This is a genomic window from Kosakonia sp. SMBL-WEM22, from assembly GCF_014490785.1.
GTDB lineage: Bacteria > Pseudomonadota > Gammaproteobacteria > Enterobacterales > Enterobacteriaceae > Kosakonia.
Window position 1 is genome coordinate 199294 of sequence record NZ_CP051488.1, and the last position, 23840, is coordinate 223133.

Annotated in this window: 16 protein-coding genes; 13 read left to right on the top strand and 3 right to left on the bottom strand. The window is 59.9% G+C overall.

Annotated elements, in window-relative coordinates; all coding sequences use genetic code 11:
• Positions 1–5 precede the first annotated feature (5 nt).
• The 9 genes from dppD to HF650_RS01050 all read left to right on the top strand — a co-directional run bounded on the left by dppD (position 6) and on the right by HF650_RS01050 (position 14054).
• On the top strand, positions 6–998 hold the full coding sequence (dppD, locus tag HF650_RS01010) for a dipeptide ABC transporter ATP-binding protein (RefSeq protein ID WP_187800817.1): 993 nt from the start codon (positions 6–8) through the stop codon (positions 996–998).
• On the top strand, positions 985–1998 hold the full coding sequence (gene dppF / locus HF650_RS01015) for a dipeptide ABC transporter ATP-binding subunit DppF (RefSeq protein ID WP_187800818.1): 1014 nt from the start codon (positions 985–987) through the stop codon (positions 1996–1998). The genes dppD and dppF overlap by 14 nt, the downstream gene beginning before the upstream one ends.
• Positions 1999–3020: 1022 nt before the next feature.
• Positions 3021–3440: a cellulose biosynthesis protein BcsO gene (locus HF650_RS01020; RefSeq protein WP_187800819.1), complete on the top strand. Its 420-nt coding sequence runs from the start codon at positions 3021–3023 to the stop codon at positions 3438–3440.
• Positions 3431–4234: a cellulose biosynthesis protein BcsQ gene (bcsQ, locus tag HF650_RS01025; protein ID WP_187800820.1), complete on the top strand. Its 804-nt coding sequence runs from the start codon at positions 3431–3433 to the stop codon at positions 4232–4234. The genes HF650_RS01020 and bcsQ (HF650_RS01025) overlap by 10 nt, the downstream gene beginning before the upstream one ends.
• Before the next feature lie 14 nt (positions 4235–4248).
• Positions 4249–6366, top strand: a complete 2118-nt coding sequence (bcsA, locus tag HF650_RS01030) for a UDP-forming cellulose synthase catalytic subunit (protein ID WP_187800821.1) — start codon at positions 4249–4251, stop codon at positions 6364–6366.
• The gene (bcsB, locus tag HF650_RS01035; protein ID WP_187800822.1) at positions 6363–8618 is read left to right on the top strand and encodes a cellulose biosynthesis cyclic di-GMP-binding regulatory protein BcsB; all 2256 of its coding nucleotides are present in this window, start codon (positions 6363–6365) and stop codon (positions 8616–8618) included. Before bcsA (HF650_RS01030) ends, bcsB (HF650_RS01035) begins: the two co-directional genes overlap by 4 nt.
• Complete coding sequence (locus HF650_RS01040; protein ID WP_187800823.1) at positions 8615–12577, top strand: cellulose biosynthesis protein BcsC; 3963 nt, start codon at positions 8615–8617, stop codon at positions 12575–12577. The genes bcsB (HF650_RS01035) and HF650_RS01040 overlap by 4 nt, the downstream gene beginning before the upstream one ends.
• Positions 12577–13050, top strand: coding sequence for a cellulose biosynthesis protein BcsD (bcsD, locus tag HF650_RS01045; RefSeq protein ID WP_187800824.1), 474 nt, complete (start codon positions 12577–12579; stop codon positions 13048–13050). The genes HF650_RS01040 and bcsD overlap by 1 nt, the downstream gene beginning before the upstream one ends.
• 8 nt (positions 13051–13058) lie before the next feature.
• Complete coding sequence (locus HF650_RS01050; RefSeq protein WP_187800825.1) at positions 13059–14054, top strand: glycosyl hydrolase family 8; 996 nt, start codon at positions 13059–13061, stop codon at positions 14052–14054.
• A gap of 216 nt (positions 14055–14270) precedes the next feature.
• Here HF650_RS01050 and bcsG read toward each other — a convergent pair whose 3' ends face one another.
• Genes bcsG through bcsE form a run of 3 tightly spaced genes read right to left on the bottom strand, consistent with a single transcriptional unit; the run spans position 14271 to position 17696 of the window.
• Positions 14271–15950, bottom strand: a complete 1680-nt coding sequence (gene bcsG, locus HF650_RS01055) for a cellulose biosynthesis protein BcsG (protein WP_187800826.1) — start codon at positions 15948–15950, stop codon at positions 14271–14273.
• The gene (gene bcsF / locus HF650_RS01060) at positions 15940–16140 is read right to left on the bottom strand and encodes a cellulose biosynthesis protein BcsF (protein WP_187800827.1); all 201 of its coding nucleotides are present in this window, start codon (positions 16138–16140) and stop codon (positions 15940–15942) included. Before bcsF ends, bcsG begins: the two co-directional genes overlap by 11 nt.
• Positions 16137–17696 carry a cellulose biosynthesis c-di-GMP-binding protein BcsE gene (gene bcsE, locus HF650_RS01065; RefSeq protein WP_187800828.1) on the bottom strand — a complete coding sequence of 520 codons (1560 nt, stop codon included), beginning with the start codon at positions 17694–17696 and terminating at the stop codon, positions 16137–16139. Before bcsE ends, bcsF begins: the two co-directional genes overlap by 4 nt.
• A 172-nt stretch (positions 17697–17868) precedes the next feature.
• Here bcsE and bcsR point away from each other — a divergent pair, with 172 nt between their 5' ends.
• The 4 genes from bcsR to bcsB (HF650_RS01085) are packed head-to-tail and all read left to right on the top strand — an operon-like array spanning position 17869 to position 23837.
• Complete coding sequence (gene bcsR / locus HF650_RS01070) at positions 17869–18057, top strand: cellulose biosynthesis protein BcsR (RefSeq protein WP_023482010.1); 189 nt, start codon at positions 17869–17871, stop codon at positions 18055–18057.
• Between the two features lie 11 nt (positions 18058–18068).
• Positions 18069–18815 (top strand): cellulose biosynthesis protein BcsQ, encoded by a 747-nt coding sequence (bcsQ, locus tag HF650_RS01075; protein ID WP_187800829.1) that lies wholly within the window; start codon positions 18069–18071, stop codon positions 18813–18815.
• On the top strand, positions 18812–21415 hold the full coding sequence (bcsA, locus tag HF650_RS01080; RefSeq protein ID WP_187800830.1) for a UDP-forming cellulose synthase catalytic subunit: 2604 nt from the start codon (positions 18812–18814) through the stop codon (positions 21413–21415). Before bcsQ (HF650_RS01075) ends, bcsA (HF650_RS01080) begins: the two co-directional genes overlap by 4 nt.
• Positions 21416–21440: 25 nt before the next feature.
• Entirely contained in the window at positions 21441–23837 is a 2397-nt protein-coding gene (gene bcsB, locus HF650_RS01085; RefSeq protein ID WP_187800831.1) for a cellulose biosynthesis cyclic di-GMP-binding regulatory protein BcsB, read from the top strand.
• The last annotated feature ends 3 nt before the right edge of the window (positions 23838–23840 follow it).

The window sequence follows — 23840 nt, forward strand, 5'->3', positions numbered from 1 at the left end:
TCGAGATGGCGTTATTAAATGTAGATAAATTATCGGTGCACTTCGGCGATGTTGGTGCCGAGTTCCGCGCCGTAGACCGCGTAAGCTACAGCGTAAACCAGGGCGAAGTGATCGGCATCGTTGGCGAATCCGGCTCCGGTAAATCGGTCAGCTCGCTGGCAATCATGGGACTGATTGATTTCCCCGGCCGCGTGATGGCAGAGAAGCTGGAGTTTAACGGTCAGGATTTAACGCGGATTTCCGAAAAAGAGCGCCGCAGCCTGGTCGGCTCGGAAGTGGCGATGATTTTCCAGGATCCGATGACCAGCCTTAACCCCTGCTACACGGTCGGTTTCCAGATTATGGAGGCGATCAAAGTGCATCAGGGCGGTAATAAGAAAACCCGCCGCCAGCGGGCGATCGACCTGCTCAACCAGGTTGGCATTCCCGACCCGGCTTCGCGGCTGGACGTTTACCCGCACCAGCTTTCGGGTGGTATGAGCCAGCGCGTCATGATCGCGATGGCGATTGCCTGCCAGCCGAAGCTGCTGATTGCCGATGAACCGACCACTGCGCTCGACGTGACTATTCAGGCGCAGATTATCGAGCTGCTGCTGGAGCTGCAGCAGCAGAAGAACATGGCGCTGATCCTGATCACGCACGATCTGGCGCTGGTGGCGGAAGCGGCGCACAAAATCATCGTCATGTATGCAGGCCAGGTGGTGGAAGCGGGCGAAGCGCGGGATATCTTCCGCGCGCCGCGTCACCCATACACCCAAGCGCTGCTGCGCGCGCTGCCGGAGTTTGCCCAGGACAAAGCGCGTCTGGCATCGCTGCCGGGTGTGGTGCCGGGGAAATATGACCGTCCGAGCGGCTGTCTGCTCAACCCGCGCTGCCCCTATGCGACGGACAAATGCCGCGTCGATGAGCCGGATCTGAACACCGTCGACGGCGGCCGCCAGTCCAAATGTCACTACCCACTCGATGATGCCGGGAGGCCGAATTATGAGTACGCATGAGGCCACTTCGCAGCAGCCGCTGTTGCAGGCGATCGACCTGAAAAAACACTACCCGGTGAAGAAGGGCTTTTTCGCCCCGGAGCGCCTGGTTAAAGCGCTGGACGGTGTCTCGTTTTCGCTGGAGCGCGGCAAAACCCTGGCGGTGGTCGGCGAGTCCGGCTGCGGCAAATCAACGCTTGGCCGCCTGCTGACGATGATTGAAACGCCGACCGGCGGCGAACTCTACTACCAGGGCCAGGATCTGCTCAAGCACGATCCGCAGGCGCAGAAGCTGCGTCGGCAGAAAATCCAAATCGTCTTCCAGAACCCCTATGGTTCGCTCAACCCGCGTAAAAAAGTGGGGCAGATCCTCGAAGAGCCGCTGTTGATTAACAGCTCGCTCAGCAAAGAGGCGCGCCGCGAGAAAGCGCTGGCGATGATGGCGAAAGTGGGGCTGAAAACCGAGCACTACGACCGCTATCCGCATATGTTCTCCGGCGGTCAGCGTCAGCGTATTGCCATCGCCCGTGGTCTGATGCTCGACCCGGATGTGGTGATTGCCGACGAACCGGTTTCAGCGCTCGACGTCTCCGTGCGTGCGCAGGTGCTGAACCTGATGATGGATCTGCAGCAGGATTTGGGGCTCTCCTACGTCTTTATCTCGCACGACCTGTCGGTAGTCGAGCACATTGCCGATGAGGTGATGGTGATGTATCTCGGCCGCTGCGTGGAGAAGGGCAGCAAAGAGCAGATCTTTGCCAACCCGCGGCATCCTTATACCCAGGCGCTGCTCTCCGCGACACCACGCCTTAACCCGGACGATCGCCGCGAGCGCATTAAGCTCACCGGCGAGCTGCCGAGCCCGCTTAACCCGCCGCCGGGCTGTGCCTTTAATGCCCGTTGTAGCCGTCGCTTCGGCCCCTGCACGCAGTTGCAGCCGCAGTTGAAGGAGTACAACGGTCAACTGGTGGCCTGTTTCGCGGTGGATAAGGATGAGAACCGCGAGATCCCGCAGGTGTAAGCTGATTTGTAGGCCGGATAAGCGTAGCGCCATCCGGCAATGAGATTACCTCAGAGGAATGGTTCCGTTCACCAGGCGCTGGGGAGTTTCATTAACCACTTATGCGGTGAACGGGACAAAGGGAGCGGCCGCGCTCCCCTTGTCAATCCCCGCGGCCCCGCAAGGAAATCGGTGCTGCGCACTGCGCTCACCTCCCGCGTGCCTGACCGCGGCCGGCTCGACTCGACTTACTCGTTCCATTCTGGAACTCGGTTTACTCGTCCCATCCATGGGACTCGCCCCTTCGGGGCCAGCGCAAGCGCTGTTCAAAATTGCTCCCGGCAATTTTGTCCTGTCTCGGTTCGCCTCTGTCCGCCATCCATGGCGTCCAGACCTTGTCATTCCCGCTTCGGTTCGCCGATTTCAGCGGGGACACAATCCCCTCGCTGTCATATTGCAGATATAAAGCCGCACCAGTGTCGCTGAAAGCGCGGTTTTGTAGGCCGGATAAGGCGCAGCCGCCATCCGGCAATCAATGCCGGGGGATTTGATCCGGGTTGTTGCGGTTTTGTAGGCCGGATAAGGCGCAGCCGCCATCCGGCAATGGTGCGGCGGAGAAAATGCCTGATGGCGCTTCGCTTATCAGGCCTACGCGGTTTCAGAGGCTCTTCGTGCTGCATTATTCTGTTTATGCTCTTTTCTCGCCAATAAGCGCTGTTTAAATAAACTAATTTACCTTTGGTGTTGGTATAAATATCGCCCGTCTATTTATTGTCAGCGATTAACGCTGTCGCCCCTCTTAGTGCCTAAAAAAAAAGATGCAAACAGCAGTATTGTTTATATATTTAGTGCCAGTTAAAGCGCGAATTAGCATCACTAAAATTACTAGCGCAACCGCAGGCCGCAGGTCATCGCCGTTTCATTCACCTGTACCTTCATAAAAAGCACCAACAATAAAACACATTCATCACCCTACGCGTGGCAGAAGAGCCTCTCCTGCCGGTGGGGAGTTCTCGTTTATTGCGTAAATCACGGATTTAACAATGAAGTATTATGATGATTTGCAGAGATTCAGGGAGAAGAGCGGCAAACAGCATCACGCCTTTAAAGACCTCTCTACCCAATCTCCTACCGCCGGCCAGGGCAACTGGGCGATCCTCAATCAGCTCGCACCCGCTGATGAAAATGCCGGGCTGGCGCTGGGCGGGCATGTTGCCTCTCCGGTTCCACACCCCATTGATAGCGAGTGCTTCGCCTATGAGGCGCGAATAAGTACTCCGCCGACCCCGAGCGCCAGCCAATCCGAAAACATCCCTGCACAGCGTGCAGCCCCGCCTTCGCAGCGTGACGTCAGCATTCATTACGATCAGCTATTTGCCGCCAGGCCCGCACAGAACAAACCGCGCAGCCAGAAGAACCAGCCTCTACAACCGTTGCTAGAAAGGATTGCCGCATGCCGCTGATCTGTGTCTGCTCGCCGAAGGGTGGGACAGGGAAAACGACCCTCGCGGCGAACCTCGCCTATGCGCTGGCCCGCAACGGCAGCAAAGTGCTGGCGCTCGATTTCGACGTGCAAAACAGCCTGCGCCTGCACTTTGGCGTACCGCTCTCCGATACGCGCGGCTACGTTGCCCGCGCCGCGGATGCCGCCGACTGGAGCCAGTTTGTCCTCACCGCAGGCGGTAATATTTTTGTTCTGCCCTATGGCGAGGCCACCGTGGCGCAGCGGCGCGACTTTGAGGAGCGCCTCACTCATGATGAGCACTTCCTCACCCGTGGGCTGAATACGCTGCTTAACTACCCGGGGCTGATTATTGTCGCCGACTTCCCGACAGGCCCCTCGGCGGCGTTAACTGCCCTGTCGCGGCAGGCCGATCTGCACCTGATTCCATTGCTGGCAGATAGCGCCTCACTCTCGCTGCTGCCGCAGATTGAGAACCAGCACCTCACCGGTGATGTGCTGAACCAGAAAGCGGGCCACTTTGTGGTGCTCAACCAGAGCGATAACCGCCGCCAGATCAGCCGCGATGTCACCGCGTTTATGGAGCAGCGCCTCGGCAACCAGTTACTCGGCGTGCTGCACCGCGATGAGAGCGTGGTGGAAGCCAATGCCTCACAGCAGTCGGTGTTCGACTTCAGCCCGGCTTCGGCTGCGGCATTTGATATTGAGCTTATCGCCAAACGCGCCGCTGGCATGCTGGGCGTCACCATTGGCGACGGCACGCTGCATACCTCGCCGCGCATGTCGGGGCTCTAAGCGTCAGGACAACTATGAAAAAGATCCTCTCTCTCCTGCTGGCGCTGGTTATGCTGCCGCTCGCCCTGCTGGTGATCATCACGCCGATGGACAGCCAGAAGCAGTACATTTTCGGCCTCATCAGCATCGGCGCGCTGTTTATCGCCGGGACTATCAGTAAAAAGCGCAGCGTCTCGCTGGTAATGGTGGCGATGTCAGTGCTGCTCTCCACCCGCTACATGTACTTTCGCCTGACGCAGACGCTGCATTTCAATTCAGAAATTGAAACGCTGCTCGGCATGGGGCTGTTTCTGGCCGAGGTTTATGTCTGGGTGATGCTGCTGCTTAGCTACCTGCAAACCGCCTGGCCGCTAAAGCGCGACATTGTGCCGCTGCCGGATGACACCAGCCTGTGGCCGACGGTCGATGTCTATATCCCCTCCTACAACGAGCCGCTGGAGGTGGTGCGCGACACGGTGCTGGCGGCGCAGTGCCTCGACTACCCGCGCGACAAACTGAAGATCTACCTGCTCGACGATGGTAAACGCAGCGAGTTCGCGGTGTTTGCCGCCGACGTCGGCGTCGGCTACATCACGCGCAATGACAACGCGCATGCGAAAGCGGGCAACCTCAACCATGCGATGAAGCTGACCCACGGCGAGTTAATCTGTGTGTTTGACTGCGATCACGTGGCGACGCGCATCTTTTTACAGGCCACCGTCGGCGGTTTTCTGCAAGACCCGAAACTGGCGCTGGTGCAGACGCCGCACTACTTCTACTCGCCGGATCCCTTTGAGCGCAACCTCTCGGTCGGGCGCAATATTCCCAACGAAGGCGCGCTCTTCTATGGCCCAATCCAGCAGGGAAATGATAACTGGAACGCTACCTTCTTCTGCGGCTCCTGCGCCGTGATCCGCCGCAGCGCACTCGATCAGATTGGTGGCTTTGCGGTCGAAACCGTAACCGAAGATGCCCACACCGCGCTAAAGTTGCAGCGTCTCGGCTGGGGCTCGGCGTTTATTGATATCCCGCTGGCTGCGGGGCTGGCGACGGAGCGGCTGGTGCTGCATGTGATTCAGCGCACCCGCTGGGCGCGCGGCATGACGCAGATCTTCCGTCTCGATAACCCGCTGCTTGGACGTGGGCTGACGCTGCAACAGCGGCTCTGCTACCTGAGCGCGATGCTCTATTACCAGTTTGCCCTGCCGCGCATTGCCTTCTTAACCGCGCCGCTGGCCTACTTGCTCTTTAACCTCAACATTATTCACTCCTCGGCGAGCCTGATCTTCGCCTACGCGCTACCGCACCTCTTTCTCGCGGTGTATGTAAACTCGCGGCTGAATGGGCGCTTTCGCTACAGCTTCTGGGGCGAGATTTACGACCTGGTGCTCGCCTTCCACATTGTGCTGCCGACGGCGGTGACGATGCTGTTTCCGAAACGCGGCAAATTCAACGTTACCGACAAAGGCGGGCTGCTTAATGTCGGCTATTTCGACTTCAGCGTGGTGCGCCCGCACCTGATTATCGCCCTGCTGCTTGGCGCAGGGGTGATCGCCGGGATTGTCCGCGCCTGTGCTCACGACTACTTCGGCGTCGATCCGCGCGTGATTGCCCTCAACGTCGGCTGGGGGTTATACAGCCTCATCTTCCTGCTGGCGGCGATTGCGGTAGCGCGCGAAACGCGGCAAACCCGTAAAACCATCCGCATTGAGGTTGAAATCCCGGTGCTGATCCACTACGCCAGCGGCATTGTCTCCCGCAGCCAGACGGCGGATCTCTCGATGGGCGGCTGCCGCATTGTCGCCCCGGACGATCGTCACCTGAACGATGAGATCGAGGAGATCGAGCTGCTGCTGCACTCCGGGGCGATTGCCCTGCCGGTGCAGACCATTGCCAGCGATGAGAACGCTATCCGCTTGATGTTCAATGACATCCCACTGGCGCGCCGCCGTGAGTTGGTGCGCGTGGTGCTGGCGCGCGCCGATGCGTGGATCCACCCGCCAAAGCCGCAGGACAACCCGTTCCGCTCGATGTTGACCATTGTGCGCTGCGTCTTTGACCTCTTCTGGCTTACCTGGCGTTCACGCCGCGAAAACCGCCGCCTGCGCCATGAAAAAGCGGCCAACATGGCGCAGGAGGAGGGCCGGGTATGAAACGTCTCACCTTATTAACCCTGCTGGCGAGCGCGCTGGTTACCGCGCCGCTGCATAGCGAGCCGACCTCCGTTAACGCGCTGCTGCCCGCAGTCTCCGCTTTTGCCCCCTCGCGCGTCGAGAGCGTGTCGCTGGCGCAGATGGGCCAGCCGCAGGGCCTGACGCTCAGCGGCGGGCAGTTTCAGGGTGGCGTTGATTTCACGCTGCCGGTCGATCAAGTGGTGACTAACGCGCGGCTGGCGCTGAGCCTGAAAATCTCCCCGGCGCTGGCGGCGGCTAACGCCACGCTGCAACTGATGCTGAACGGGCAACCGCTCGGCACCGTGCCGTTGAGCGCCATCGAGGGCGAGACCGCCCGCTACCAGCTTGATGTCCCGGCGGCGCTGATGGTCTCCAGCAATAACCTCAGCTTCAAAATTAACGGCGGCGACGCCGCGCAGTGCCAGCGTGATGCCGACACCAAAAGGTACGTGACTATCCTGCCGGAGTCGCGTTTTGAGCTGGAGGGACAGCAACTCGATATGGGCGCCGATCTCAGCCACTTCCCGCGCCCCTTTTTCGACAGCATGCAGATGACGCCCGCTGCCATTGCCATCGCTTTTTCGGCGAAACTTAGCCCCGATGCCCTCAGTGCCGGGGCGCTGATCGCCTCATGGCTGGGCATTGAGGCCGATTATCGCGGCGTCGCCTTTGCCGCATACCACGACCGCCTGCCGGAAAAGAACGGCATTCTGATTGGTCACCCAGGCGAGCAGATCGGCGGCCTGATGCTACCGCAGAGCCAACAGCCGTTACTGAAGATCATCGATAACCCGGCTAACCCGGTCTATAAGCTGCTGCTGGTGGTGGGCAAAGATGATGACGCGCTGCGAGCGGCGGCCTTTCGGCTGACGCGCGGCGAGTTCAATGCGCAAACGGCTGCCACAGAAGTTGCCGCGCAGACGCTGCCATTGAGCCAGCCTTATGATGCCCCGCGCTGGATCGCCACCGATCGTCCGGTGATGCTCTCAGAGCTGATCCGCAAGGATCAAAGCCTGACCGCTACCGGCATCTGGCACCCGTCTCTGCAGGTCGCGTTTCGCGCCGCGCCGGATCTCTTTTTGTGGGACGGCGAGACCATCCCGCTGCATATCGGTTATCGCTTCCCGACCGAAAACTGGATCGATGAGGAGCGCTCATGGCTGAGCATGACGCTTAACAACACCTTCCTGCACAATCTGCCGGTGAACAAGCAGGGCGCGCTGGAAAATCTGTGGCACAAGCTCGGCGGTGATGCCCGCCAGGAGCAGTTTGATATGCCGCTTGAGCCTTACATGATCTATGGCGACAACCAGCTCTCCCTCTACTTCAACATCGTGCCGAAGGCGGAAGCGCCGTGCAGCACTCTGCTGAACAACAACATCAAAAGCCGCATTGATGAGCATTCATGGATCGATCTCAGCCACACGCGCCACTTCGCGCTGCTGCCCAATCTCTCCTACTTTGTCGGCGCGTCATTCCCCTTCACCCGGCTGGCGGACTACGCCGAAACGGTGCTGATGCTGCCGCCCGCGCCAAGCGAAACGCAACTCGCCACGCTGCTGGATATGGCCGCGCGCGCCGGTAACGCCACCGGCACGCCATTAACCCACAACCGCGTGCTGCTCGGCATGCCCTCCGGCGACAAGGGGCGTGAGCTACTGGAGAACCGCGATGTACTGGCAATAAGCGGCATGGATCAGCATGCGTTTAACCGTGCGCTGCTCGCCGACTCGCCCTTCACCGCCCATGACAGCACGCTCGGCGTGCGTAAACCGGGCGCGTGGCAGAAGGTGCAGCGCTGGATGACCGGCGACTGGGCCGCCGACGGGCTGGAGGCGGATCGCTATTTTTCCTCCAACGAAGCGTGGCGCGGGTTTGTCAGCTTCCGTTCGCCGTGGAACAGCAAACGGCTGGTGGTGCTGGCGCTCGGCAGCAGCGACGGCCAACTGGCACAACTGCATAACGATCTCTCCTCGGCAACCATTAACGCCGGGATTCGCGGTGATGCGGCAATCATCACCGATGAGAACGGCGTGCGCAGCTTTCGCGTCGGCGAGCAGTTCCCGAGCGGCGAGATGCCGCCGCAAATGATGATTATCTGGTACGCCAACCAACACTCGGCGCTGCTGGCGCTGCTCGGTCTGCTACTGGGCGCGGTGAGCGGCGGGCTGCTCTACCGCACCCTGAAACAGCGCGAGCGTAAACGACTCAACCCGGAGAAGCAGAAATGAGAAAGGTCACCGCGTTATTTTGCCTCTCCGGCGCGCTCAGCTTCGCAGCGCTCGGTCAGGCGCAGGCTGCGCCCAACCAGGCGGCGTTAAAAGCGCTGTTTGATCAGGCTAACTACTGGCATGAGAAATCCCATGACGATCTGGCGACGGCGTCGCTGCAAAAGGTGTTGATGGTCGATGCCAACAATACGCAGGCGCTCTATTTGCTGGCGCTATGGGCGCAGCAAAATGGCGATCTGCAACGTGCTGCGCAGTGGCGCGCGCGGCTGGCGCAAACCGCGCCGGCCGATGGCAGCCTGCAAGCACTTGATAACGCCAATGCCCTTGCGCAGGTGCCGCAGGGGCAGCTAACCCTCGCGCGACAGCAGGCGCGCAGCGGCAATATTCCGGCGGCGCTGGAAACCTGGCACGGCCTGTTCAACGGCGATACGCCGCCGCAGAGCCTGGCGCCAGAGTATTACCTCACCATGGCGAGCGATAAAAGCCTCTACCCGCAGGCGCTGGCGCAGCTGCGTGCGCTGGTTGAGCAACATCCGCAGGATAACGCCGCGCGCATTGCGCTCGGCAAACTGCTCACCTGGCAAGAGGCGACGCGCCGCGAAGGGATGCTGGCGCTGGAGCCAATGGCGGGCGGTAGCAAAGAGGCCGACGAAGGGCTGCGCCAGGCGCTGTTATGGCTCGCGCCGCAGGCGGGCGATGAGCGTTTCTACGACACCTGGTTGCAGCGCCATCCGGACGATAGCGAAATGCAGGCCTGGTATCGCAAAAGCATCGGCGGGCGGGCGAAAGGCGCAGGTTTTGAAGCGCTTAACAGCGGAGACAGCAGCGCGGCGAAACGCCAGTTTGCCCAGGTGCTGCAAACCAACCCGCAGGATGCCGACGCGCTGGCAGGGATGGGCTATATCGCCCAGCGCAACGGCGATTACCAGGCGGCGGCACAATATCTTAGCCGGGCGGCAAGCCAGGGCGGCGAGGCCTCCGACGAGCGTCGGGCGCAGGCGGAAGATGCCGCCTTTTATGGGCAACTGGCGCAGGCGCAGCAGGCGCTAAAAGGGGGGAACCTCAGCCAGGCGCTGGCGATCTCCGCGCCGCTGGCAGAGCAAAACGGCGATCGCGGCACCGCGGCGAAGCTGTTTCGCGCCGATGTCCTGCGCCAGAACAAAGATTACCCGCAGGCGGAGCAGGCGCTGCGCGCCGTGCTCAATAGCGAGCCGCAAAACGCTCCGGCGCGGGAAAACCTCTACTACGTGTTGCGTGAGCAGAACAAAACCGCTGAAGCGCAAACTATTCTGCGCACCTTGCCCACCGCGCTACAGGCGAAGCTGCAACCGCGCACGGTAAGCGGCACGCCTGGCGATCCGCTACGCCGCGAAGCACAACAGCTGGCGGCCAGCGGCAAGCGTGAGCAGGCGATTGCCCTGCTGCGCCAGGGCGTGGCGCGCTTACCGGATGATGCCTGGCTGCGTCTCGATCTGGCGCGTCTGCTGGTGCAAGCCGGGCAGGAGAACGAGGCGGCGAATGTGATGTTGCCCGCGCAGCGTCAGGGGGCAGGGGCCAGCGCGCTCTATGCCGCCGCGCTGTTTGCCAGTGAGCAGGGGGGCTGGCAGCAGGCCAACGCCTTGCTGGGGCGTATTTCACCTGCCAGCCAGACGGCGCAGATGCGCGAGCTGGCGCAGCGGGCCAACTACAACTTACAGATGGTCACCGCCGAGCGCTATCTGGCGCAGGGCAATATGACCGCTGCCGCCAACACCCTGAAGGCGCTGGCGCAAACTTCGCCCGTAAGCCCCGTCGATGCCGGGAAACTGGCGCGTATGCTGGCGCGCAGCGGCGATCTCACCTCGGCGGTGGCGCTGGTGCGCGGCAATATGCGCCAGGGCGTGCAGGGCAACGCCGGGGATTACGCCGATCAGATTGCCGTGCTCAACCAGGCGGGATTGAACACCGAAGCGCAGGCATTTGTCGACAGCCCCGAGATGCAGGCGCGTAGCACGCCAGCGCAGCTTGCCGGGGTACGCAACGGTTATGTCATCAACGAGGCCGACAGGCTGCGCGAGCAGGGGAATTACGCTGCCGCGTACGACACGCTGATCCGCGCCTTGCAAAACGACCCGCAAAACACCGATTTGATGTTCGCCATGGGGCGCCTGTACCAGTCCGGCAAGATGAATAAAGAGGCGGGTGTGCTCTATGACTACCTGATGACCCGCGATAGCGACGATCAGGCGGCACGCGTCGGCGCGATTGATGTCGCACTGGCAGAGAATAACGTCGATAAAGCACAAACCCTCGCCAGCGGCCTGCGCAGCGACACCTCGCCGGACCGGCTGCTATTACTGGCGCGGCTGGAGGAGGCGAAAGGCAACCACCAGCAGGCGATGACCTATTTGCGCAGCGCGCGCGGCAAGCTGGTCGGGCTGGAAGCCAGCAACGGCACAGGCACGCCAACCCTCGGCGGCGTGCTGCTGGCGGATAACCCCTTCACCACCACCAGTAAAACGCCGTCGCCTTATGGGCAAGCTATGCCGTGGCAGGTGGCGCAGACGGCGCGCGAGCCGGGCAGCCAGTTGCCGGGCACAGCGCGAACCGATCTGCCGATCGAGACCACGCAAAGCCGCACCCTGCGGCAGGTGGACGAGATGATGCAGCAGATGAACGAGAAGACCGGCATGTGGTTACAGGGCGGGGTGGCGATCCGCGGGCGCGATGGCGAGACGGGCACCAGCAAGCTGACGGAGGCGAAAGCGCCGCTTACCTGGTCCAGCTCGCCGTTTGGCGAGTCGCGCTTTGAATTGACCGCCACGCCGGTCTCCCTCAGTTCCGGCAGCGCGTCGGGCGATGCCTGGCGGCGCTACGGCAGCAACCCGCTGGCGGATGCCGCAACCAATCTGGCGGCCTCCATTAAAACGGCGAACAGTTCAACCGCCACCGACGGCAGCGATAAGTTCAGCGACCTTGCCCGCTACGCCGACGCCGGGAAGTTATCGCCCTTTACCGAAGAGGGCTTCGACAACCTCAGTACGCTGCTCGGCTCGCGCCGTTTACAGAGTCTGAGCGAGTCGACCTACAAGAAAAATTATAACGATCCGATTCGCGCCTCGACCGATGCGCAGAACGGCAGCGGCGTTGAGCTGAATATGGCACTGAGCGGCGAGGGCTATAAGCTCGATATCGGCACTACGCCGCTGGGGGAGGATCTCAGCACGCTAGTGGGTGGCGTGAAGTGGTCGCCGAAGCTGACCAACTACCTGACGCTGATCCTTACCGGCGAGCGGCGCGCGGTGACCGACAGCCTGCTCTCCTACGTCGGCTTGCAGGATAAGTTCTCCGGCGAGCGCTGGGGGCGGGTGACCAAAAACGGCGGCAGCGCGCAGCTGAGTTACGATGATGGCGATGCCGGGTTCTATGTCGGCGGCGGTGGCTATAGCTACCTCGGCGAAAACGTGGCCAGCAACAGCAGCCTCAACGCTAACGCCGGGGTCTATTTACGCCCGTGGCACGATGACTTCCGCCAGTTGCAGACCGGGCTGAGCATTAGCTGGATGGATTACGCGAAAAACCTCAGTTACTTCACCTTCGGCCAGGGCGGTTACTTCAGCCCGCAGAACTACGTCAGCGTCTCGCTGCCGGTGGACTTCACGCAGAAGATCGATAACTGGAGAGTGCGTCTTGGCGGCGCGGTGGGGTATCAATCCTACACCCAGGATAAGAGCGACTACTTCCCGACCTCCCCACAGGCGCAGGGGATGCTGGAGCAGCTGGCGGCGCTCGGCTTTATCAAAGAGGCGCAGTACCGTGGCTCGTCGCAAAACGGCATCGGCTACAACTTCCGCGCCGGGCTCGATTACAACGTGAACAAAAATATGTCGGTGGGCGGCAACGTCGGGTATGACACCTTCGGCAGTTATAACGAAAGCACCGCAGGCATCTGGCTGCGGTATATGTTGGGAGAGAAATAATGACCACCAACCTGTCCCCTGAACTGGCCTGGCATCAGCAACAGCAGACACCGCCGGGCTGGTTTGATCTACTTAGCGTGATGGTCGATGGCATGGTGAGAAACGTCGGCGAAGCGCAGAGCCTGCCGTTTTTGCGCCAGATGGGCGAGACGCTGGCCGTGCAGATGCCGCTTATGGCATCGACCACCGTCGGCGAGCTGGAAGCGGCGATCAACGCCAGACTCGCCGCCTTCAACTGGGGGGTGATTGATATTGAGGCCAGCGACAGCGGCATGACCTTTCGCCACCGCGCGCTGCCCGTCGCCCGCGATGAGGCGCAGCAGACGCGCTGGTGCCACGCTTTCTGCGCCGTACTGGAGGGGCTTTATGGCCGCTGGATGCAGGATCAGGGCGGCGATGCGCGCCTCTTTTTTAGCCGGGAAGCGCTCTATTCTGTCTCGGATGTTCTCTTTCGCTACGCTAACCCAGAGTGAGACTCACGATGTTTAAACCCCTTTTTGCCGCGATGGTGATGTTAACCAGCCTGCTCTTTTCCACCGTGTCGCAGGCCGCGACCGCCTGGGAGAGCTACAAAGCGCGCTTTTTAATGCCCGACGGTCGGATTGTCGATACCGGCAATAACAACGTCTCCCACACCGAAGGGCAGGGTTTTGCCATGCTGATGGCGGTCGGCAATAACGATAAAGCGGCGTTCGACAGCATGTGGCACTGGACGCACACCACGCTGCAAGACAAGGAAAACGGTCTTTTTTACTGGCGCTATAACCCGGTGGAGGCCGATCCGATCGCCGATAAAAACGATGCCACCGATGGCGATATCCTTATCGCCTGGGCGCTGCTGAAGGCGGGCGAGCGCTGGAATCTGCCTGCCTATACCGTCGCGTCGGACGCCATTACCCAGGCAGTGCTGAAACATACTGTGACCACCTTTGCTGGCTATCACGTGATGCTGCCGGGGGCGAAAGGCTTTAACCTCCATAGCCGGGTGACGCTAAACCCCTCCTACTTTATCTTTCCGGCGTGGCAGGATTTCGCCAACCGCAGCCACCGGACAATCTGGCAGCAGTTGATTGATGACGGACAAAAAATGGTCGGCAAGATGGCCTTCGGCAAACCGCACCTGCCGACTGATTGGGTATCTCTCTCGGCGGACGGTACCTTTAGTCCGGCAACGGAGTGGCCGCCGCGTATGAGCTACGACGCCATTCGCGTGCCGCTCTATCTTGCCTGGCACAATCCGCAGAGCGTGTTATTAACGCCATGGCGCAGCTGGTGGCAGGGGTTTGAGCGCAGCAAAACACCGGCGTGGGTCAATGTGACCAACAACGAAAATGCACCTTACAACATGAATGAGGGGTTGCTGGCGGTGCGGGACTTAACCGTTGGCGAGGCGACGGGCGAGCCGCAGATCACCGCCGAGGATGATTACTACTCCGCCAGCCTGAAGATACTGGTCTGGCTGGCGCAGCAGCGTTAACAAATGCCGTCTGATGCCGGGTGGCGGCTACGCCTTACCCGGCCTACGTAATGTGCGGTCTGGATGGGTGGTGCCTGATGCCGGGTGGCGGCTTTGCCTTACCCGGCCTACGTGTGCGGTATCAATGGGCGGGGCGGCTGCGCCTTACCGGGCCTGCGAATACCACCGGAGCGGTTTTCGTAGGCCTGATAAGCGCAGCGCCATCAGGCAAAGGTGTTACTGCGGATAGGGCACCCAGTCGCCGCCGTTAAGCCGCACATACGGCTTGTTCTGGTACTGGATCACCACCGCGTTGGCGTTCTCTGATACCGGCGCGGTTTGCGGCAGGTTGCCGATCAACTTCTCCCAGTCGACGCTATCCTGGGTGAAGATTTTGCCATCCAGCACGCGGGTGACAATCTCCGAGACCGCGAGGAAGCTGCTCGGCTGGTTAATCACCAGCGGCGCGCCCTGATGCGGCGCTTTCATACCGAAGAACTTAATCGCCGTCGGCACGTTGGTAATCGACGGGCTTGGAATATCGCGCAGGCCAGAGACCTGCATCTTATCCCCCTGCAACGCCGCGCCATGCTCCGGCACCAGCACCACCATCACTTTGCGCCCGGACTTATCGAGCTGCGTGAAGAAGGCATCCAGCTCATCAAACAGCTTCTGCGCGCGCAGTTTGTAATCCGCCGTTTTGCGATCGCCCGGATAGTGGTTGCCATCGTGCAGTGGCAGCAGGTTATAGAAGGTGGCGGTCGGTTTGCCCTGTTTAAAGCTCTCTGACTCCATCCAGCGGTTCAGCACCGCGGTATCGTCAAAAATAGGCGAGCCGTCAAAGGAGAGCAGCGTCGGCGGCAGCCCCGCCTGGTTCATCAGCGGCGCCTGCATGCCGCCATTGTCGCGCACCTCTTTCAGGAAGCCGCCAAACTCGCCGTTATGATCCATCATCAGCTGTTGGGTAAAGCCGAGTTTCGACAGGTTATCAAACAGGTAGCACTGATTATTCGCCTGCTGATAGAGATTCTTGTGCGACGGCTGGCCGCAGCTGGCGCGCAGCAGGCGGATCGCCGCCGGGCCGCTGTAGGCGGTCGCCGAGTTAAAGTTTTTGAACTCAATATCGAAATGCGACCAGAGCGGGTGCGACGCCAGACCGGCGGCTTCAATATCGGCCCAGGAAAGGGAGCAGATATTAATAAACAGCAGATCGAACGGCTGCGCATCGGCAGGCAGCTGCGTCGGGAAGGTGCTCTGGCGCTTCTCCTCCGCCGCATAGAAGCTGGCGAGCCATGCGTTGAGGTTCTCCGACGTTGGCGGAGCCGTTTGCGCCGGAATATCGCCGACAACCGGGGTGTTACCAACGGCCGCGACCGTTGCCGCCTGCGAACCACCGGTGGTGGTGACCGTGGTCGTCGGCTGGCCGCCGGGCCAGAGATTAAAGGCCGGGCCGGTTAAGGTCAGCACGTTCAGCCAGATCATGATCGCCACCACGAACACCGTGACGCGTAGCCACTGTGACAAAAAGAGCCACGCCACCAGCAGCACAAACACCGCGCCAATCATCTGCCAGTTGATAAAGCGCGTCACCAGATCGAGCAGGTAATCGGCGCTAAAGCCCGCCACCTGTGAGCCCTGACTCATCATACTTTCAAGACCGGGCAGCCAGGTGTCGTGCCAGAAGAGCGCAAAACCAAGCGGGAGAGCCACCCAGTGGCGCAGGCGATGCAGGCTCAGGCGCGGCAGCGGCACCAGCAGAAACGCCATAAATACCAGGTTTAGCATCGGATGAAAGTTGAGGTAGCCTGCCCACAGCAGGCCAAACTTCACCAGGAAGTAGAAGTTCCAGCCGGAAAGGCCACGCCAGTATTGCCACAGCGGCGACGGCGCAGAGGGGAGGATCGTATTATTTGTCATGTTTACGGTCTGCCTTGGCGAGCGAATCCCTGCGTAAAACGCCAATCGGTTTTACATAGCGGGGTTTAGTAAAAGTTAAACGGAGCGCGGTACGCAACGGGCGCTGCCAGTGGCGCGCAAGGTAGCCCAGCGGAAAGAAGATCAGCGCGCAGAGCACAATAAGCTGAATAATATCGCTGACTGACATCATGAGGAGGACTCCGTCACATCGCTTAATAACCGGTGCGGTTGGGGAATACGACGCCAGCTGGTGCCATCGTGTTCGGCGTTAATCAACTTCTTCTCCTGGCGAGTGGCAGGCAGCGGCTTCGAGGCGCGCTCAGGCGGCAGGGCGCGCATCTGCACCACTTCGGCGGCAATCTGGTTATCTTCGAACCACACCATGCGGTTAGAGAAGATATCGCCCGTCGGCAGCGGGAAGATGTGGTTCAGCGCGGTATCAAGATCGTTAACCCGGCAGAAGGATAAGAAGAGCACCAGCCGGTTATCGCTCATGCTGACAATATCGCCGACGCGGTTGGGTCGACAGAGTGTGAGCGCCTGCTCAACGCGAATGCCCGGCACCGGGCGCAGCGCCACCAGCACCCCTTTGCCATCCGGCGGCAGCAGCGTGTTGTTGACCATATTGCTTACCGCATCGCAAAACACTGCCCACGGCTGGAAGCCGCGCAGCTTCAGTGGCTGTGTCATAGAGAGCAGTGTAGAGATATCTTCTGGCACCAGCCGCGTAAACTGCTGCCCTTGCACGCTCTCAATCAGCGTTAGGCAACGCGAAAGCGGGGCGTTCCACGGGATCACCATATTCGCGCCGCAGCCGAGCAGCAGGCGCTCATCGGTGGCGCGCAGGCTGGCGATAGTTTCACGCACGATAATTTTGAGATTGTTGCCGCGCTGGCGGCGCAAGGTGTGGATCTGGCGCGCCAGACCGTCGATTTGGCTATTCTGCGCGAGAACGAAAATCAGCGTTGCCGCCTGGCTGGCGCGCGCCTCTTCAAACAGCGCCTCGTTGGTGGCGAACAGGTTCCAGTGTTCCGAGAGCGGCGGCGCGCCCTCCAGCACGGCGACATTACTTAAAATACGTTTTTCATCGCTGCGTGGCTGAACGGAGGCCTCTTCCTGTTTGGCTAATTGCCACTGGCCTTCAACTTCTGTGAGCAGTAATTGCTGACGGGCGCTGATCCCTTTTTCATTACACCACCACGCTACATCATATAGCGGAATGCCATTTTGATATCGGAGGCTCGCAAGACCAAAAAGCGAGCGATATTCACTCATCAGAATTGAGGCTTGCTTGTCATTGTTGCTACCGGGGTTAATTACCACCAGAGTGCAATTATTATATTTCGCCCAGGCGTGAGTTTTTTCTAACCATTTACGTAATTTAGGGGCGGGAATATTCTGCCAGGCATTATTAGCACAGAACAGGAACACTAAATATTTGTCCGGGTCAATAGAGCTGAGCAGGTCGCGGGTGAAAAAGTATAGACTATTCTCCTGGTTTGGCATGGAGAAGAGCTCGATTTTTTCCGGGCCGTGATTTTTATCTAATTTAATGAGGTTTCGCAGGTCGTGACCCATGCCCGCTACCGCAACTTTCGCCGCCTTATCCTGCGCGGCAAGGGTTTGGTTGAGCAGGCTCAGGGCGTCCTGCTCACGGTCGGTGTTCAGCCACCAGACCCCGCCCACAGGCATGTGACGCAATTCGTCCCATAATGATTGGATGCCGATAGAAAATATGGGGTTCACGGTGTCCCTCTTGCAGCGAATTTATCTGTAACTCAGTTTACTAGCGAAAGCCGAGAAATAAACCTAACATTGAAATTAAAGAACATCAGATTTAGCATGTAAACGCATTTTCTTGGGCACGATGCCTTGTGACTTCTTACATCATTTTATATGCAACTGGGATCGGGCCAACATGAAAAAAAATGAACCCGTTACGCAATCTGACCCGACTCTGGGTTACACATTCCAGAACGATTTTTTGGTGCTTAGCCGGGTATTTTCCCTGCCTGAAATCGACTATGCCGATATTTCCCAGCGCGAACAACTGGCTGCCGCGATTAAGCGCTGGCCGCTGCTGGCTGAATTAGCCCGTCAACAATAAAGGATCCGTGGATGACCATCTTGGGACTACAGGGGATCCGTGGTGGCGTGGGGACGACCTCGATCACTGCGGCTCTGGCCTGGTCACTGCAACTCTTAGGTGAGTCGGTGCTGGTAATTGATGCCTGCCCGGATAACCTTCTGCGCCTCTCATTTAATGTCGAGTATGAGAACCCAACCGGCTGGGCGCGGTCGCTGCTTGATGGCAACGAGTGGCGCGATGCCGGTATGCGCTATACCACGCAGCTCGACCTGCTGCCGTTTGGCCGCCTGGCGGCAAACGAGTGGGAGAATGCCGCGCAGCTTGACGCCGTGGCCGCACAGTTGACCTCTGCGCTGAAAAGCTTAAAGACGCAGCAGCACTATCAATGGGTGCTGATTGACCTGCCGCACGGCGTATCACCGCTGGCGCGGCACTTTATCGATCTCTGCGACAACCTCTTTACCGTTATCAAACCCGATACCAACTGCCATGTGCGCCTGCACCAGCAGCCGCTGCCCACCGGCGCGCATCTGTTAATTAACGATCTGCGCATTGGCAGCCAGTTACAGGATGATCTCTGGCAGGTGTGGCTGCAAAGCCAGCCGCGCATGATGCCGATGGTGATTCACCGTGATGAGGCGATGGCAGAGTGCCTGGCCGCCAAGCAACCGCTCGGTGAATACCGCAGCGATGCGTTGGCGGCAGAGGAGATCCTGACACTTGCCAACTGGTGCCTGCTCCATTTCGCACCTGCCGCTCAGGGGAGTGAGGCATGAGTCGCCTTGCCACCTGGCTGCTTATTCCGCCGGTGAGCGCGCGGCTGAATGCGCGCTTTCAGCACTACCGCGATCATGGCGCACCGCGCTTTAGCGCCGCGTTGGGCTGTTTCTGGGCGATCCTCGCCTGGGTGTTTATCCCGCTGGAGCACCCGCGTTGGCAGCAGCTGCGCGCGCAGCAGAACCACTGGTTTCCGCATATCGATCCCGACCGCCCGCGCCCGCTCGACCCGGCGCGCTACCTGATTCAGACCCTGTGGTTGATGGTGACGCTCCCGCTGGGTGCGCCGCGATCGCCGCGTCGCCAGCACTTTGCCCGTATGCGCGTGCTGCGCGGGCGCTGGCACCACTTCCTTGAAACGCTGCCGGAGCGCATGACGCAGCGCACCGGACATCTGGACCATAAAAAAGAGCTGGGGCACATCAACCCGAAAGTGCGGCGTATTATTCTCGGCACCGTGGTGGTCTTCTCTTTTCTGCTCGCCATCTTATGTATTACCCAGCCCTTTAACCCGCTGTCACAATTCGTCTTTTTGATTCTGCTGTGGGGCGTAGCGCTGCTGGTGCGGCGCATTCCGGGGCGCTTCTCGGTGCTGATGCTGGTGGTGCTCTCCCTGACGGTCTCTTGCCGCTATATCTGGTGGCGCTACACCTCAACGCTAAACTGGGATGATCCCGTCAGCCTGGTGTGCGGCCTGGTGCTGCTGTTTGCTGAAACCTACGCGTGGATTGTGCTGGTGCTCGGCTACTTCCAGGTGATCTGGCCCCTTAACCGCCAGCCGGTGCCGCTGCCGAAAGATATGTCGCTCTGGCCGTCGGTCGATATTTTCGTGCCGACCTATAACGAAGATCTCAACGTGGTGAAAAACACCATTTACGCCTCGCTGGGTATCGACTGGCCGAAAGAGAAATTAAAGGTCTGGATCCTTGATGATGGCGGCCGGGAAGAGTTTCGCCAGTTCGCCAAACAGGTCGGCGTTGAGTACATTGCTCGCACTACCCATGAGCATGCGAAAGCGGGCAACATCAATAATGCCCTCAAGTATGCGAAAGGGGAGTTCGTGTCGATTTTCGACTGCGACCACGTGCCGACGCGCTCCTTCCTGCAGATGACGATGGGCTGGTTCCTGAAAGAGAAGAAGCTGGCGATGATGCAGACGCCGCATCACTTCTTCTCGCCGGACCCGTTTGAACGCAACCTCGGGCGTTTTCGTAAAACGCCGAACGAAGGCACCCTCTTTTATGGCCTGGTGCAGGATGGCAACGACATGTGGGATGCCACCTTCTTCTGCGGCTCCTGTGCGGTGATCCGCCGCGGGCCGCTGGACCAGATTGGCGGCATTGCGGTTGAGACGGTGACGGAAGATGCGCACACCTCACTGCGTCTGCACCGACTCGGCAACACCTCTGCTTATATGCGCATTCCGCAGGCGGCGGGGCTGGCGACCGAAAGCCTCTCGGCGCATATCGGCCAGCGTATCCGCTGGGCACGCGGCATGGTGCAGATTTTCCGCCTCGATAACCCGCTAATGGGTAAAGGGCTGAAGTTTGCCCAGCGGCTCTGCTACGTCAACGCCATGTTTCACTTCTTGTCGGGCATTCCGCGGCTTATCTTCCTGACCGCGCCGCTGGCGTTTCTGCTGCTGCACGCCTACATCATCTATGCCCCGGCGATCATGATCGCGCTCTTCGTACTGCCGCATATGGTGCACGCCAGCCTGACCAACTCGAAAATCCAGGGCAAATTCCGTCACTCCTTCTGGAGTGAGATCTACGAAACGGTGCTGGCGTGGTATATCGCACCGCCAACCTTGGTGGCGCTGATTAACCCGCACAAAGGGAAGTTCAACGTTACCGCTAAAGGCGGGCTGGTCGAAGAGGAGTATGTCGACTGGGTGATCTCGCGCCCCTATATCTTCCTGGTGCTGCTCAACCTGCTCGGCGTGGCGGTCGGTATCTGGCGCTACTTCTACGGCCCGGAAAATGAAATTCTCACCGTCTTCGTCAGTATCGCGTGGGTCTTCTACAACATGGTGATCCTCGGCGGCGCGGTGGCGGTGTCGGTAGAGAGCAAGCAGGTGCGCCGGGCGCACCGCGTTGAAATGACCATGCCTGCTGCCATTGCCCGTGAAGATGGACATCTCTTCTCCTGTACCGTGCAGGACTTCTCTGACGGTGGGCTGGGCATCAAGATCAATGGCCAGGCGCAGGTGCTGGAGGGGCAGAAAGTGAGCCTGCTGCTCAAACGCGGCCAGCAAGAGTATGCCTTCCCGGCAACCGTGGCGCGCGTCAACGGCAACGAAGTGGGTCTGCAACTGCTGCCGCTGACCACCAAACAGCATATCGATTTTGTGCAGTGTACCTTCGCCCGCGCCGATACCTGGGCGCTGTGGCAGGACAGCTTCCCGGAGGATAAACCTCTGGAGAGCCTGCTGGATATTTTAAAACTGGGTTTCCGCGGCTACCGCCATCTCGCGGAATTTGCTCCATCGTCCGTCAAAGTGATTTTCCGCTCGCTCACCGCGCTGGTGTCCTGGGTGGTGTCATTTATTCCGCGCCGCCCGGAACGGAATGTGGCCGTGCAGCAACCGATGACGTGATTGGCTTAACAATGATGAATACGCGATGAAAAGAAAATTATCCTGGATGTGTGCAGTGGCAGTGGGGATGAGCACGCTGGCCCCGATGATGACCCACGCAGCGCCGGCGCAACCCGCGCCGAGCGTGCCCGCCGTCGCGCCAGCGACTCAACCGGTGGTCACGCCTGCGCCGGGAGAGACCGAGAGCGTTACGCCAACCATGCCGACAGAGGGCCAGACCGTTATCGGCCAGGTGATGCCGGGTGTGCAGGGAGCGAATGCGCCCGTGGTGGCAGCCAATGCGCCGTCGCGCGATGTGAAACTCACCTTCGCCGAGATCGCGCCGCCGCCGGGCAGCATGGTGCTGCGCGGTATCAACCCGAATGGCGGGATTGAGTTCGGCACGCGCAGCGATGAGGTGGTCTCCAATGCGGTGCTCAATCTTGAGTACACGCCATCGCCGTCACTGTTACCGGTGCAGTCGCAGCTGAAGGTCTACCTGAACGATGAGCTGATGGGCGTGCTGCCGGTGACGAAAGAGCAGCTGGGTAAGAAAACCCAGGCGCAGATGCCGATCAATCCGCTGTTTATCACCGACTTTAACCGCGTGCGGCTGGAGTTTGTCGGCCACTACCGCGATGTGTGTGAGAACCCGGCCAGCTCAACGCTGTGGCTCGATATCGGGCGCAGCAGTTCGCTCGATCTCACCTACCAGAAGCTGTCGGTGAAAAACGATCTCTCCCACTTCCCGATCCCGTTCTATGACCCGCGTGATAACCGCCCGCTGACGCTGCCGGTGGTTTTCGCCAGTGCTCCGGATATTACCCAGCAGCAGGCGGCAGCGATTGTTGCTTCGTGGTTCGGTTCACGCACCGGCTGGCGCGGGCAGACCTTCCCGGTCTCCTATAACGCGCTGCCGGAGAGCAATGCCATTATCTTCGCCACCAACGACAAGCGCCCTGATTTCCTTAAAGATCTGCCGCCGGCGAAGGGGCCGACCATCTCAATGGTCAACCACCCAAACAACCCTTACCTGAAGCTGCTGGTGATCAGCGGACGTGACGATAAGGATCTGCTGCAGGCGGCGAAAGGCATTGCCCAGGGCAATGTGCTGTTCCGCGGTGAGAGCGTGACAGTGGATGAGGTGAAACCGCTGCTGGCGCGCCAGCCTTACGATGCGCCAAACTGGGTACGCACCGACCGTGCGGTCACCTTTGGCGAGCTAAAAGGCTACGAAGAGCAGCTACAGGCGACCGGCCTCCAGCCGTCCTCCATCAACCTGTCGCTGAACCTGCCGCCGGATCTCTATCTGCTGCGCAGTAACGGCATCGACATGAACCTCAATTATCGCTACACCGCGCCGCCGACCAAAGATGGCTCGCGCATGGATATCAGCCTCAATAATCAGTACCTGCAATACTTCAACCTGACCGGCAACCAGGAGAGCAACAACCTGCTGCTGCGCCTGCCGGTACTGCAAGGGCTGCTCGACAGCAAAACCGATGTCTCAATCCCGGCGCTGAAGCTGGGCGCGGTCAACCAGCTGCGCTTCGATTTCCAGTATATGAACCCGATGCCGGGCGGCACGATTGAAAACTGCGTCACCTTCCAGCAGGTGCCGAACCGCGTAGTGATTGGCGATGACTCCACCATCGACTTCTCGAAGTATTACCACTTCCTCGCGATGCCGGATCTACGCGCCTTTGCCAACGCCGGTTTCCCGTTTAGCCGTATGGCGGATCTATCGCAAACCATCGTCGTGACGCCGCCGCAGCCGAATCCGGCGCAGGTCACCACGCTGCTTGACTCGTTGGGCACGGTGGGCGCGCAGACCGGTTTCCCGGCCATTAACGTGCAGTTAACCAACGATGGCAACCAGATCAAGGATAAAGACGCCGATATTATGATTATCGGTGCCATTCCGCCTGAGCTGAAAGATGATAAGCATATCGACCTATTAGTGAATGCCGCGCAGAGCTGGGTAAAAACCCCGCTGCGCCAGACACCGTTCGCGTCGATTGTACCGGATGCCGCCGACCGTCAGGCCGATGCGCAAACCGGCATTACCTCCAATGGCCCGATGGCGGCGATTATCGGCTTCCAGTCGCCGTACAACGACCAGCGCAGCGTAGTGGCCCTGCTGGCCGACAGCCCGCGCGGTTATGAGTTGCTGAACGGCGCGATTAACGACAGCGGCAAGCGCGCGGCAATCTACGGCTCGGTAACGGTGATCCGTGAATCAGGCGTCAACGGCCTGCGCGTGGGCGATATTTACTATGTTGGCCACCTGCCGTGGTTTGAGCGCATCTGGTATGCGCTGGCGAACCATCCGGTGCTGCTGGCGGTGCTGGCCGCGGTCTGCGTGGTGTTGATGGCGTGGGTGCTGTGGCGTCTGCTGCGTATCATCAGCCGCCGCCGTCTTGACCCTTCGGATCATGAGTAAACG